We start from the raw sequence: 12,375 nt of genomic DNA, 5'->3' as shown, positions 1-12,375 counted from the left end.
ATACGGACAGGCTAAAATGCGCGCCCGGCTAACCGCTGATCCCTTTTCCATGCGCCCCACAAGGTTCGCTACGTGATCGAGTTTCATAACGTCCATAAAACCTACCGCGTCGCCGGTAAGGAAATCCCCGCGCTTCACCCCACCAGCCTGCGCGTCGAGAACGGCCAGGTGTTTGGCTTGATCGGCCACTCCGGCGCGGGAAAAAGTACCCTTTTGCGTCTGATCAATCGCCTGGAGCAACCTAGCGGCGGTCAGATCACTGTCGATGGTGAAGAAGTCACCGCCCTGGACGCCAACGGCCTGCGCCGTTTCCGCCAGCAGGTCGGGATGATCTTCCAGCACTTCAACCTGCTCGCGTCCAAGACCGTTGCCGACAACGTGGCGCTGCCACTGACCCTGGCCGGCGAACTGTCGCGCAAGCAAATCGACCTGCGCGTCGCCGAGCTGCTGGCCCGCGTTGGTCTGTCGGATCACGCCAAGAAGTACCCGGCGCAATTGTCCGGCGGCCAGAAACAGCGCGTCGGCATCGCCCGCGCCCTGGCGACCAAGCCAAAGATCCTGCTGTGCGATGAAGCCACCAGCGCCCTCGACCCGCAAACCACCGCGTCGGTCCTGCAACTGCTGGCCGAGATCAACCGCGAGCTGAAACTGACCATCGTGCTGATCACCCATGAAATGGACGTGATCCGCCGCGTCTGCGACCAGGTGGCCGTGATGGACGCCGGCGTCATCGTCGAGCAAGGCTCGGTGGCCGACGTGTTCCTGCACCCCAAGCACCCGACCACCAAGCGTTTCGTGCAAGAGTCCGAACAGGTCGATGAAAACGAGCAGCGCGATGACTTCGCCCACGTCCCCGGCCGCATCGTGCGCCTGACGTTCCAGGGCGACGCGACCTACGCGCCGTTGCTGGGTACCGTCGCCCGTGAAACGGGTGTGGACTACAGCATCCTCGCCGGTCGTATCGACCGCATCAAAGACATCCCCTACGGGCAATTGACCCTCGCCGTCACCGGCGGCGACATGGACGCCGCGTTTGCGCGCTTCACCGCCGCAGACGTCCACATGGAGGTCCTGCGCTAATGGAAGTCCTGTTGAGTTTCTTCGCCAATATCGACTGGTCGGAAATCTGGCTCGCCACCGGCGACACCATGATCATGCTGTTTGGTTCGCTGTTCTTTACCGTACTGCTCGGCCTGCCGCTGGGTGTGCTGCTGTTCCTGTGCAGCCCGCGCCAACTGTTCGAACAGAAAGGCCTGTACGCACTGCTGTCGCTGATCGTGAACATCCTGCGTTCGCTCCCGTTCATCATCCTGCTGATCGTGATGATCCCGTTCACCGTGCTGATCACCGGCACGTCGCTGGGCGTGGCCGGTGCCATTCCGCCACTGGTGGTCGGTGCGACGCCGTTCTTCGCGCGCCTGGTGGAAACCGCCCTGCGTGAAGTGGACCGCGGCATCATCGAAGCCACCCAGTCGATGGGCGCCACTACGCGTCAGATTATTACCAACGCCTTGCTGCCCGAAGCACGCCCCGGCATTTTTGCGGCGATTACTGTGACGGCAATTACACTGGTTTCCTACACAGCGATGGCCGGTGTGGTCGGTGCCGGTGGTCTGGGCGACCTGGCGATCCGTTTCGGTTACCAGCGTTTCCAGACTGATGTGATGGTGGTCACCGTGGTCATGCTGTTGATCCTGGTGCAAATTCTGCAAACCGTCGGCGACAAGCTGGTGGTGCACTTTTCTCGAAAATAACGGCCATTGCCGGCCAGAAGCCGGCACATGCCCGAACAAGGAGCTTGCTGGATGAAAAAACTACTGGTTGCTTTCGCCGCCGTTGCTGCGTTTTCCGCCCACGCCGAGACCATCACGGTCGCTGCCTCGCCGGTGCCGCACGCAGAAATCCTCGAATTCGTGAAACCGGTCCTGGCCAAAGAAGGCGTGGACTTGCAGGTCAAGGTCTTCACCGACTACGTGCAGCCAAACGTACAGGTTGCAGAAAAGCGCCTGGACGCCAACTTCTTCCAGCACCAGCCGTACCTGGATGAGTTCAACAAGGCCAAGGGCACGCACCTGGTGAGCGTTGGCGCCGTGCACCTGGAACCCCTGGGCGCTTACTCCAGCAAGTACAAGACCCTCGCCGAACTGCCGGACGGCGCCAACGTGGTGATCCCGAACGACGCCACCAACGGCGGCCGCGCGCTGCTGCTGCTGGCCAAGCACAACCTGATCACCCTGAAGGACCCGACCAACATCCTGTCGACCATCAAGGACATCACCGGTAACAGCAAGAAACTGAAGTTCCGCGAGCTGGAAGCCGCCACCCTGCCGCGCGTACTGACCCAGGTTGACCTGGCGCTGATCAACACCAATTACGCCCTGGAAGCCAAGCTGGACCCATCCAAGGACGCTCTGGTCATCGAAGGCAGCGACTCGCCTTACGTGAACATCCTGGTGACCCGCGAAGACAACAAGGATTCGGACGCGGTGAAGAAGCTGGTTGCAGCCCTGCACACGCCGGAAGTGAAGAAATTCATCGAAGAGAAGTACAAAGGCGCGATCAAGCCGGCGTTCTGATGTAACCCTATCTCCCAACACCGGAGATCAAAAAATGTGGGAGCGGGCTTGCTCGCGAAAGCTGAGTGTCAGTCGATAGATTCGTAGCTGATACACCGCATTCGCGAGCAAGCCCGCTCCCACATTTGTTTTGCGTTGCTAGTTACTTGCGCTGCAACAGGCCAGGCAGTTGCGCGATTAGCTTCTGGTTATTCAACGGCGCCCGAATAAACCCCCGCTGGGTCCCATCCGGCCCGATCAGCGCCAGGTTACCGCTGTGGTCCACCGTGTAGTTCGGCTTGCTGGTATCCGCCGGAATGAACGGGATGCTCACCGCATTCGAGACCTTCTGCACCTCCTCCACATTCGCGCCGGTCAGGCCAACAAACTGCGGATCGAAGTAGCCCAGGTATTGCTTGAGCTGAGTCGGCGTGTCGCGGTTCGGGTCCACGCTGACCAGGATCACCTGCAACTTGTCCACCGCCTCCTTGGGCAGCTCGCTCTTGATCTGGCGCAGCTGGGCGAGGGTGGTCGGGCAGATGTCCGGGCAGAAGGTGTAGCCGAAGAACAGCAGGCTCCACTTGCCCTTCAACTCATTGACCAGCACCGGCTGGCCTTCCTGATTGGTCATGGTCACTGGCGGCAGCTGGCGGCTTTGCGGCAGCAGGATAATGCCGGCATCGATCAGCGCAGTAGGGTCGCCCTGGCCTTTGCCACTGAGCACTTTGTTGACGGTCAGGCCCATGATCAACGCGACAATGGCCACCAGGATAAAGACGGTTTTTTGAGTACGGGTCATAGGCTCAACAGTAGGTAATGGTCGACGAGCAGGGCGATAAACAGCAGCAGCAGGTACCAGATAGAGTACTTGAAGGTGTTGATCGCCGCGTGCGGCTGAGCGCCACGGTACAACACCAGGGCCCATTGCAGAAAGCGCGCGCCCAATAAGAGGGCACACGCCAGATAGAGCACGCCGCTCATGTGAATGACGAAGGGCATCAGGCTCACCGCCAGCAAGGCGAAGGTGTAGAGCAGGATATGCACCTTGGTGTAGTGCTCGCCGTGGGTGACCGGCAGCATCGGGATGTCGGCCTTGGCGTATTCTTCCTTGCGATGGATGGCCAGGGCCCAGAAGTGTGGCGGGGTCCAGGCGAAGATGATCAGCACCAGCAGCAAAGGCTCGGCGCTGATATGGCCGGTGACGGCAACCCAACCCAACAGCGGCGGCGCTGCGCCGGCCAAGCCGCCGATCACGATATTCTGCGGCGTCGCACGCTTGAGAAAGCCGGTGTAGATCACCGCATAACCCAACAGCGAAGCCAAGGTCAGCCACGCCGCCAAGGCGTTGGTGAACGCCAGCAGCAGGGCCAGCCCTGCAACCGCCAGCAACAATGCAAAGACCAGCGCCGCCACGGGCGACACGCGTCCTTCGGCCAACGGCCGCTTATGGGTACGCGCCATCACCGCATCGATGCGCCGGTCCACCACATGGTTGACCGCCGCCGCACCGCCAGCACACAGGGCAATCCCCAGGTTGCCAAACACCAGCACCGTCCACGGCACGCCGGCGCGGGTGGCGAGGAACATGCCCACCAGCGAGGTGACGAGCATCAGCACCACCACTTTCGGCTTGGTCAGCTCCAAATAGTCACGCCAGATCGCCTGGTGTTGACGCGCGCCGATCAAGGCCGCCATGGCATCTCTCCTTTAAGGGTGATGAGGCCCGAGACGTGTTTGCGCGGGATAAAACGCCAGCCGAACGGCAGCTGATTGCGCACCCGCACCAGGCTGGTACGGGCGTGGTAGTTGACCAGCACCAGTGTCAGCAGCAACGCCGCGCCGCCGGCGTTATGCCCGACCGCCACCGGCAGCGGCAGGTGGAAATACACATTGCTCAAGCCCAGGCAGATTTGCGCACCCAGGGCGATCAGCAGCAGGCCGGCCAAACGGCTCATGCCCACGGCGCGCAGTTGCCAGGCCAGGCCCAGCAACACCAGCGAAACCACCACCGCGCCCAGGCGATGGGTCAGGTGAATCGCCGTGCGCGCCTCGCTGTCCAGTTGCCCGCCCAAATAGTTGGGCCCGATGTGCTGGGTCAGGTGAAAGCCATTGGCAAAGTCCGCCGCCGGCCACCACTCGCCATGACAGGTCGGCAGATCGATGCAGGCCACCGCCGCATAGTTGGAGCTGACCCAGCCGCCCAGCGCAATCTGCCCGATCACCAGCACCAGCCCGGCCGTCGCCCAGTATTGCAGACGCTTGGGCACGATCAGCGCGGGCAGCACGCCTGACAGGCGCAGCGTCAGCAGAAACAGCAGGCTCAAGGTGGCGAAACCGCCCAGCAGATGCCCGGTCACCACCTGCGGCCACAGCTTCAACGTCACCGTCCACATGCCAAATGCGGCCTGGGCAATCACCACCGCCAACAGGAACAGCGGCAGTTTCACCGGTTGGCCTGGGTCACGGCGATGGCTCCACGAGCGCGCGGCCAGCAACGCGATCAACAACCCCAAGGAGCCGGCGAAGTAGCGATGAATCATCTCGCTCCAGCCCTTGTCCGCCTCCACCGGTGTGTCAGGGAAGTGCAATTCGGCATGGGCCAGCTGGGTTTCGCTTTGCGGCACGCTGATAAAGCCGTAGCAACCCGGCCAGTCCGGGCAACCGAGGCCGGCGTGGGTCAGGCGGGTATAGGCGCCGAGCAACACGACGATCAACGCCAGCAAGGTGGCAAACAACGCGAGGCGAAATCCAGGTTTGGCCATGACGATGCCCTTATCCGATATTCGACAGTTTCAGCAGGTGGCGCAGGTCGTTGAGCAAGTCCTTGCCCTTGACCGTGGCGTCGTAGCGCAACACCAGGTTGCCGTGGGGGTCGACGATCCATAGCTGCGCATCGCCCGGCGCGGCGGCGTCCTTGCGGAACGTCGGAAGGTCCAGAGGGTAACGTTGCAGTTGCGGATATTCGGCCTTCAGCTTGGCCTCGTACTCGGCGCCCACCGGCTGCGCACTGGCCAAGGCATGGCTGGCCCGCGATGCATCACGCCCCAGGCCGATTTGCAGTTGGCGCGCCAGGTACACCAGTTGCTGGCAATCGGCAGCGCAGGCGGCGGGCGCGGTGACCAATAGCTGCCAGCGCTCTTCATCGGCCTGCACGCCGATGTCGGCGCGGGTCTGGCCGTTGCCGATCATCTCGCCGTGGTAGCTGCGGCTGTCCGGCACCCAGAACTGCAATTTGTACATGAACGTGGCCAGCACCATCGGGCCGATCACCATCATCAGGATCAGGATCAACTGCCAGCGGCCTTTGCGCCGGTCCGGCGCCTCAGACATGTTGAGTGGATTCATGGCCGCTCCCATGGGACTTCTCCTTTGTGTTGTGCCAGCCGAGGTAGAGGTACAGCGCGAGCAACGCCAGGGCCATGGCGAACCATTGCACGGCGTAGGCGAGGTGTTTTTCCGGGCCCATGGCGACCACGGCCCACGTGGTGTCGTACGTGCCGGGGCCGGCTTCGGCGCGCAGCTCGTAGGCAAAGCCGCCGCGACCCAGTTCCGCCCACAGCGCGCCAGGGTGCAAGGCGGTCAGCAGGCGCGGCCATTGCGCGGTCGCCGGGTCGGCATGCAGCTGGAAGGTTTCGCCGGGGGCAACATACACCCAGGCGTCGAGATTCACCGGCGTGGCCGGGGTGGTGAAGGCGGGCGGGGTGCGTCGGTCTGGCCAGGGCAGCCAGCCGCGATTGAGCAACAGCCAGAGGCCGCTGGCCTGGTCGTGGAAGGGTTGCAACAGCTCTACGCCGGCCTTGCCGTCGCGCATGCGGTTGTCGAGCAACACGCTGTGTTCGGCGTCAAATTGGCCGCGCAAGCGCACGCGGCGAAAGGCCGGGTCCGGCATGTCATTGAGTTGCGCGCTGCTGATCGGCTCCGCCGCGCGCCGCTCGGCGTAACTGTCCACCAGCAGCTGCTTTTCATGGCCGCGAGACAGTTGCCAAAACCCCAGGCCTACCATCAAGGGCAGCAGCACCAACACCACCAGTGTCGGCGCGATCCCGGGGCGAAAGCATTTCATGGCGCTGGCTATACTTGTTTTCATTGCCCGCCCATCCCATTGGAGCCCGACCATGCTCAAAGCCGCTATTGCCCTGATGCTGATCGCGACCGTTGTGAGCCTGTTCAGTGGCTTGTTCTTTCTGGTCAAGGACGAGGGCAACTCCAATCGCCTCGTCACTGCCTTGACCGTGCGTGTCGTGTTCGCCGTCATCACCCTGGCGCTGATCACCTGGGGCTTTTTCAGCGGCCAGCTGGTGTCTCACGCGCCGTGGTAAATCGCCTCACAGCACATAGACGAAGAAAAACAGGCCGATCCACACCACATCCACAAAGTGCCAATACCAGCTCGCCGCTTCGAAGCCGAACTGATGCTCGGCATTGAAGTGCCCCTTGAGGATGCGCATCAGCATCACAAACAGAATGATCGTGCCGATGGTCACGTGGGCGCCGTGGAAACCGGTGAGCATGAAGAACGTCGCGCCGTAGACGCCCGAGCCCAAGGTCAGGCCCAGCTCTTTGTAGGCGTGGATGTATTCCTCGGCCTGGAACCCGAGAAACGCCAACCCCAGCAGCACGGTGATCGCTAGCCAGATCTTCAGCGCACCGCGATGACCTTTGCGCAACGCGTGGTGAGCAATGGTGATGGTCACGCTGGAACTCACCAGCAAGATGGTATTGACCAGCGGCAGGCCCCACGGGCTGATCGTTCCTTCCGGCGCGGGGTACAGTTTTGGATCAGGGTTGTTGAGCAACGGCCAGGCAAACTCGAAGTTCGGCCACAGCATATGCGCGATGCCTTTTGAGCCCTCGCCCGCCAGCCACGGCGCCGACATGTGCCGTACATAAAACAGTGCACCGAAGAATGCGATAAAGAACATCACCTCGGAAAAGATGAACCAGGTCATGCCCCACCGGAACGAGCGGTCCATCTGCGGGCTGTACAAACCGGCGCGGCTTTCCTTGATCACCGCGCCGAACCAGCCAAACAACATGTAGGCCAGCAACAGCCCGCCGACGAAAAAGATCCACGGGCCGTGGGATTCCGGGCGCGCGGCCTTGAGATCGTTGAACCACACGGCCAGGCCGTACACCGTGACCAGCATGCCAACCGTGGCAATTATTGGCCATTTGCTTTGCGCTGGTACGTAGTACGTATCATGAGACGACATGTATTCGCTCTCCTGATTGAGGGGGCAAACAGTAGCTAGCCGCCGCTGTGGACGGCCACCGGCGGTTGGCGCGCAGTGATATCAAACAGCGTGTACGCCAGGGTCAAATGCTTCACATCCTTGGGCATGTCGCGATCGACGATAAAACGCACCGGCATCTCGATGCGCTGGCCCGGCTGCAACACCTGCTGGGTAAAGCAAAAACATTCGGTCTTGTGGAAGTACATCGCCGCTTCCGCCGGGGAAATGCTCGGCACGGCCTGGGCGGTCATGGCCTTGTCCGTGGGGTTGTAGGCCACGAACAGCATCTCGGTGACCGCACCGGGGTTGACCACCACCTCATCGGCCTTGGCGTGAAACTCCCAGACCATGTCGATGGCATTGGTGGACAGGAACTGCACGCGCACCTGCCGTGACGGGTCCACCACCTGCGAGCCTTCGTACTGCCCGGCGGTCTTGCCGTTGATGCCGAACGCCTTGCACATCACGTCGTAGATAGGCACCAGGGCGAAGCCGAAGGCGAACATGGCGGCGACCAGGATCAGCAGGCGGGTGACCAGCCGCCTGATTGGCACGGACTCAGCCATGACGCCCTCCCAAAGTGAACGCGGTCAATGTGGGAGCGGGCTTGCTCGCGAATGCGGTTTGCCAGGCACTACATGTGGCGCCTGACACACCGCTTTCGCGAGCAAGCCCGCTCCCACAGGGGGTTGGTGGTGGCTGGCTGGCCGGAGTGCTCATTTGACCTCCGGCGGCGTGGTGAAGGTGTGGTACGGCGCCGGCGAAGGCACGCTCCACTCCAGCCCTTCAGCGCCATCCCACGGTTTGGCCGGTGCCGGTGGGCCGCCACGGATGCACTTGATCACGATAAACAGGAAGAAGATCTGCGTGGCACCGAACATGAACGCGCCAATCGACGACACCATGTTGAAGTCGGCGAACTGCAGGTTGTAGTCCGGCACCCGCCGCGGCATGCCCGCCAATCCCACAAAGTGCATCGGAAAGAACGCCATGTTCATGCCCACGAAAGACAGCCAGAAGTGCAGCTTGCCCAGGGTTTCGTCGTACATGTGGCCGGTCCATTTCGGCAGCCAGTAGTAGGCCGAGGCGAAGATGCCGAAGATCGCGCCGGGCACCAGTACGTAATGGAAGTGCGCCACCACAAAGTAGGTGTCGTGGTACTGGAAGTCCGCCGGGGCAATCGCCAGCATCAGCCCGGAGAAGCCGCCGATGGTGAACAGGATCACAAAGGCCACGGCAAACAGCATCGGCGTCTCGAAGGTCAGCGAGCCTTGCCACATGGTGCTGACCCAATTGAACACCTTCACCCCCGTCGGCACGGCGATCAGCAACGTCGCGTACATGAAGAACAACTCGCCCACCAACGGAATGCCCACCACGAACATGTGGTGCGCCCACACGATGAACGACAGGAACGCGATGCTTGCCGTGGCGTACACCATCGAGGTGTAGCCGAACAACGGCTTGCGCGAGAAGGTCGGGATGATCGAGCTGACGGCGCCGAAGGCCGGCAGGATCATGATGTACACCTCGGGGTGGCCGAAGAACCAGAACACATGCTGGAACAGCACCGGGTCACCGCCACCGGCCGCGCTGAAGAAGCTGGTGCCGAAGTGGATGTCCATCAGCATCATGGTCACGCAACCCGCCAGCACCGGCATCACCGCAATCAACAGAAACGCGGTGATCAGCCAGGTCCACACGAACAGCGGCATTTTCATCAAGGTCATGCCCGGCGCGCGCAAGTTGAGGATGGTGGCGACCACGTTGATCGCGCCCATGATCGAACTGATGCCCATCAGGTGAATGGCGAAGATAAAGAACGTCACGCTTTCCGGCGCATAGGTGGTGGAGAGCGGGGCGTAGAAGGTCCAGCCGAAATTCGGCCCGCCGCCAGGAGTGAACAGGGTCGAGACCAGCAGCAGGAAGGCCGCCGGCAGCAGCCAGAAGCTGAAGTTGTTCATGCGCGGCAGGGCCATGTCCGGCGCGCCGATCATCAGCGGGATCATCCAGTTGGCCAGGCCGACAAACGCCGGCATCACCGCGCCAAACACCATGATCAGGCCGTGCATGGTGGTCATCTGGTTGAAGAACGCCGGCTCGACGATCTGCAGGCCGGGCTGGAACAGTTCGGCACGGATCACCATGGCGAACGAACCGCCGAGCAGAAACATGGCGAAGGCGAACCACAGGTACATCGTGCCGATGTCTTTGTGGTTGGTGGTCAGCACCCAACGCATCAGGCCTTTGGCGGGGCCGTGGGCGTGGTCGGCGTGACCATGGTCATCGATCACAGTGCTCATGGCCGTTCTCCTGCAGGCGAGTGGGCGGGGCCGGTCGAGTTGGACGCTCTGAAGTCAGTCATTTGCTTTCCGCCTGCTTGATGGCCAGCACGTCTTTGGGCGTGACCATGTCGCCTTTGTTGTTGCCCCAGGCGTTGCGCTCGTAGGTGACAACGGCGGCGATATCCACTTCCGAGAGCTGCTTGCCAAAGGCCGCCATCGCGGTACCGGGCTTGCCGTGGTAAACGATGCTCAGGTGGTCAACCGCAGGGCCGGTGGCGATCTTCGAGCCCTTGAGCGCCGGGAACATCGGCGGCAGGCCCCGGCCTTCCGCCTGGTGACAAGCCACGCAGGTGGTGTGGTAAACCTTGTCGCCGCGGGCCACCAGCTCTTCCAGCGTCCACTCTTTGGAGGTCAGTTCCTTGAGCTTGGCGGCCTCTTCCTTGCGCTCACCCAGCCAGGTCTCGTAGTCGGCCTTGGACTTGACCTCGACCACAATGGGCATGAAGCCGTGATCCTTGCCACACAGCTCGGCGCATTGGCCACGGTAGATGCCGGGCTTCTCGACGCGGGTCCAGGCCTCGTTGACGAAGCCGGGGATGGCGTCGCGCTTGACCGCAAAGGCCGGCACCCACCAGGAGTGGATCACGTCGGCGGCGGTCACCAGGAAGCGCACTTTGGCGCCCACCGGCAATACCAGCGGCTGATCGACTTCCAGCAGGTAGTGCTCGCCCTTGGTCGCCTGGTTGTGGATCTGCTCGGCGGGGGTGGCCAGGTTGCTGAAGAACTCCACATCCTGGCCCAGGTATTTGTAGTGCCACTTCCACTGGTAGCCGGTGACCTGGATATCGATATCCGACTCACTGCTGTCGTAGATATTGATCAGGGTCTTGGTCGCCGGAACGGCCATCGCGACGAGGATCAGCAAGGGCACCACGGTCCAGAGGATCTCCACGGTGGTGCTCTCGTGGAACTTGGCCGCTACCTGGCCCGTGGACCGGCGATGCAGGATCATCGACCAGAACATCGCGCCAAACACGATGATGCCGATCACCACACAGATCCAGAAAATGGTCATGTGCAGGTCAAACACAGCGTGGCTGACTTCAGTCGCCCCTGGCGCCATATTCGTGGTCCAGGCGGCGTGCGCCTGGCCGAATACCGACCACAACAGAAGGCCCATCCAAACGTGTGGATGTCGCGTCATGCGGGTTCCCCTTATCGTTCTTGTTATCCCGCCGGTTTGCACCTGCGTCGAAGGGAGCGGCTTCCATACTGCTTACAACCGCTTAGCCTCACCTGCTTATGCAGTCTGGCGTCATCAGCTAATTGCTTACAAAACCGAGTATAGACAGCACCTGCAACCCCGCAATGTGTGGGGACAAATCAGCGAAAACAGACGGGCGGAGCCAATAAACCCGGGGGCGGAATCGTTTATCCGACGAACGATGGCATTTCGATATAACGCAGGCGCATAACCATGAAATAATTATGACAAATGCGTCTGAGGCGCTCGTATAAACGAGCTACCTTATCCTCTCCCTTTTCCTACGCCTGCATCACTGGAGCCCTCATGAACACCGCCGCATTGCGCGAGCAGATTTCCCGTGCCCATCAACACGAAGCCAGCACGGGCCAGCTTGCCCAGCAACTGGAAACCCAATTGCCGCACCTGCATTCGGCCATCTCTCTGGCTGACGGTGATCGCAACATTGTCATGACGCGCTTCGTGACCGCTTATATCGACCTCGTCCCGGACTTGCTCGACGCCGCCAACGACGTGGCCCGCGAGGCCGGTATCGAAAGCCAGATCAAGCCGGTGCTGAAAATCGCCGAGCAATTCTTCCTGCAGCCGCCCGCGATCCTCGCCGGGCACGAAGGGCTCGACGGCCTGCTGGACGAGGCCTACCTGGCCCATCGCCTGGTGGAAGAAGTAAACGATCTGTATATCAAGCATTTCGGCCAGCCGTTGATCCCGGCGGACACCACCGTCGCCAACCTGATTGCGCACCAACTGATCGGCGAAGCATTTGCCAACAGCCTGGATGAGGCCGTGCATCTGGCGGTGGATGAGATGCTCAACGAAGACAGCTTTGCGCTGGAGTCGGTGGAGGCTTATCGCGAAACGCTCAAGAGCCCGGACACGGAAGCGGCGTGGAAGCGCTGGCCGTGCCTGTCGCGGCAGTTGGGTGTGGAGTTGGCGTTGGATCAACCGGCTTAGTTTTCGAGACCGGTGAAGGTCAAATGTGGGAGCGGGCTTGCTCGCGAATGCGGTGTGTCAGTGACAAGTGTGCCGACTGATCC

General features: G+C 61.6%; 14 protein-coding genes. 5 read left to right on the top strand and 9 right to left on the bottom strand.

What is annotated here, in order from left to right:
- The first annotated feature begins 72 nt into the window (after positions 1–72).
- Genes DBR46_RS16795 through DBR46_RS16785 form a run of 3 tightly spaced genes read left to right on the top strand, consistent with a single transcriptional unit; the run spans position 73 to position 2,576 of the window.
- Positions 73–1,080 carry a methionine ABC transporter ATP-binding protein gene (locus tag DBR46_RS16795; RefSeq protein ID WP_017734699.1) on the top strand — a complete coding sequence of 336 codons (1,008 nt, stop codon included), beginning with the start codon at positions 73–75 and terminating at the stop codon, positions 1,078–1,080.
- A complete protein-coding gene (locus DBR46_RS16790) occupies positions 1,080–1,754 on the top strand; it encodes a methionine ABC transporter permease (RefSeq protein WP_124527079.1) in 675 nt (224 codons plus the stop codon). Before DBR46_RS16795 ends, DBR46_RS16790 begins: the two co-directional genes overlap by 1 nt.
- Positions 1,755–1,805: 51 nt before the next feature.
- Positions 1,806–2,576 (top strand): MetQ/NlpA family ABC transporter substrate-binding protein, encoded by a 771-nt coding sequence (locus DBR46_RS16785; RefSeq protein WP_124527078.1) that lies wholly within the window; start codon positions 1,806–1,808, stop codon positions 2,574–2,576.
- 142 nt (positions 2,577–2,718) lie between these two features.
- Here the strand turns inward: DBR46_RS16785 and DBR46_RS16780 are convergent, their stop codons facing one another.
- Genes DBR46_RS16780 through DBR46_RS16760 form a run of 5 tightly spaced genes read right to left on the bottom strand, consistent with a single transcriptional unit; the run spans position 2,719 to position 6,642 of the window.
- A complete protein-coding gene (locus tag DBR46_RS16780; RefSeq protein WP_124527077.1) occupies positions 2,719–3,354 on the bottom strand; it encodes an SCO family protein in 636 nt (211 codons plus the stop codon).
- Positions 3,351–4,250, bottom strand: coding sequence for a heme o synthase (gene cyoE / locus DBR46_RS16775; protein WP_124527076.1), 900 nt, complete (start codon positions 4,248–4,250; stop codon positions 3,351–3,353). The genes DBR46_RS16780 and cyoE overlap by 4 nt, the downstream gene beginning before the upstream one ends.
- On the bottom strand, positions 4,238–5,317 hold the full coding sequence (locus DBR46_RS16770) for a heme A synthase (RefSeq protein ID WP_124527075.1): 1,080 nt from the start codon (positions 5,315–5,317) through the stop codon (positions 4,238–4,240). Before DBR46_RS16770 ends, cyoE begins: the two co-directional genes overlap by 13 nt.
- Positions 5,318–5,327: 10 nt before the next feature.
- The gene (locus DBR46_RS16765; RefSeq protein WP_124527074.1) at positions 5,328–5,912 is read right to left on the bottom strand and encodes a hypothetical protein; all 585 of its coding nucleotides are present in this window, start codon (positions 5,910–5,912) and stop codon (positions 5,328–5,330) included.
- Positions 5,878–6,642: an SURF1 family protein gene (locus DBR46_RS16760; RefSeq protein WP_124527073.1), complete on the bottom strand. Its 765-nt coding sequence runs from the start codon at positions 6,640–6,642 to the stop codon at positions 5,878–5,880. Before DBR46_RS16760 ends, DBR46_RS16765 begins: the two co-directional genes overlap by 35 nt.
- Before the next feature lie 28 nt (positions 6,643–6,670).
- Between DBR46_RS16760 and DBR46_RS16755 the strand changes: the two genes are divergently transcribed.
- Positions 6,671–6,874, top strand: coding sequence for a twin transmembrane helix small protein (locus tag DBR46_RS16755; protein WP_017734707.1), 204 nt, complete (start codon positions 6,671–6,673; stop codon positions 6,872–6,874).
- Between the two features lie 6 nt (positions 6,875–6,880).
- On the opposite strand, the gene DBR46_RS16750 is transcribed toward DBR46_RS16755, so the two are convergent.
- The 4 genes from DBR46_RS16750 to coxB all read right to left on the bottom strand — a co-directional run bounded on the left by DBR46_RS16750 (position 6,881) and on the right by coxB (position 11,278).
- On the bottom strand, positions 6,881–7,768 hold the full coding sequence (locus DBR46_RS16750) for a cytochrome c oxidase subunit 3 (RefSeq protein WP_124527072.1): 888 nt from the start codon (positions 7,766–7,768) through the stop codon (positions 6,881–6,883).
- 35 nt (positions 7,769–7,803) lie between these two features.
- Entirely contained in the window at positions 7,804–8,355 is a 552-nt protein-coding gene (locus tag DBR46_RS16745) for a cytochrome c oxidase assembly protein (protein ID WP_124527071.1), read from the bottom strand.
- A gap of 150 nt (positions 8,356–8,505) precedes the next feature.
- Positions 8,506–10,092 carry a cytochrome c oxidase subunit I gene (ctaD, locus tag DBR46_RS16740; protein WP_124527070.1) on the bottom strand — a complete coding sequence of 529 codons (1,587 nt, stop codon included), beginning with the start codon at positions 10,090–10,092 and terminating at the stop codon, positions 8,506–8,508.
- A 58-nt stretch (positions 10,093–10,150) separates the two neighbouring features.
- Complete coding sequence (coxB, locus tag DBR46_RS16735) at positions 10,151–11,278, bottom strand: cytochrome c oxidase subunit II (RefSeq protein ID WP_124527069.1); 1,128 nt, start codon at positions 11,276–11,278, stop codon at positions 10,151–10,153.
- A gap of 366 nt (positions 11,279–11,644) precedes the next feature.
- Between coxB and DBR46_RS16730 the strand changes: the two genes are divergently transcribed.
- A complete protein-coding gene (locus DBR46_RS16730) occupies positions 11,645–12,292 on the top strand; it encodes a hypothetical protein (protein WP_017734712.1) in 648 nt (215 codons plus the stop codon).
- Positions 12,293–12,375: the final 83 nt, after the last annotated feature.

The organism is Pseudomonas sp. KBW05 (assembly GCF_003852405.1).
In the GTDB taxonomy this organism is placed as follows: domain Bacteria; phylum Pseudomonadota; class Gammaproteobacteria; order Pseudomonadales; family Pseudomonadaceae; genus Aquipseudomonas.
Note: the sequence above shows the minus strand (reverse complement) of the source record. Positions and strands in the feature narration are given on the sequence as shown.

Bases quoted from the DNA above. Each gene is read 5' to 3' on its own strand.
- coxB (WP_124527069.1), bottom strand. From the start codon at position 11,278: ATGACGCGACATCCACACGTTTGGATGGGCCTTCTGTTGTGGTCGGTA.
- DBR46_RS16780 (WP_124527077.1), bottom strand. From the start codon at position 3,354: ATGACCCGTACTCAAAAAACCGTCTTTATCCTGGTGGCCATTGTCGCG.
- cyoE (WP_124527076.1), bottom strand. From the start codon at position 4,250: ATGGCGGCCTTGATCGGCGCGCGTCAACACCAGGCGATCTGGCGTGAC.
- DBR46_RS16770 (WP_124527075.1), bottom strand. From the start codon at position 5,317: ATGGCCAAACCTGGATTTCGCCTCGCGTTGTTTGCCACCTTGCTGGCG.
- DBR46_RS16730 (WP_017734712.1), top strand. From the start codon at position 11,645: ATGAACACCGCCGCATTGCGCGAGCAGATTTCCCGTGCCCATCAACAC.
- DBR46_RS16790 (WP_124527079.1), top strand. From the start codon at position 1,080: ATGGAAGTCCTGTTGAGTTTCTTCGCCAATATCGACTGGTCGGAAATC.
- ctaD (WP_124527070.1), bottom strand. From the start codon at position 10,092: ATGAGCACTGTGATCGATGACCATGGTCACGCCGACCACGCCCACGGC.
- DBR46_RS16750 (WP_124527072.1), bottom strand. From the start codon at position 7,768: ATGTCGTCTCATGATACGTACTACGTACCAGCGCAAAGCAAATGGCCA.
- DBR46_RS16755 (WP_017734707.1), top strand. From the start codon at position 6,671: ATGCTCAAAGCCGCTATTGCCCTGATGCTGATCGCGACCGTTGTGAGC.
- DBR46_RS16760 (WP_124527073.1), bottom strand. From the start codon at position 6,642: ATGAAAACAAGTATAGCCAGCGCCATGAAATGCTTTCGCCCCGGGATC.
- DBR46_RS16785 (WP_124527078.1), top strand. From the start codon at position 1,806: ATGAAAAAACTACTGGTTGCTTTCGCCGCCGTTGCTGCGTTTTCCGCC.
- DBR46_RS16765 (WP_124527074.1), bottom strand. From the start codon at position 5,912: ATGGGAGCGGCCATGAATCCACTCAACATGTCTGAGGCGCCGGACCGG.
- DBR46_RS16745 (WP_124527071.1), bottom strand. From the start codon at position 8,355: ATGGCTGAGTCCGTGCCAATCAGGCGGCTGGTCACCCGCCTGCTGATC.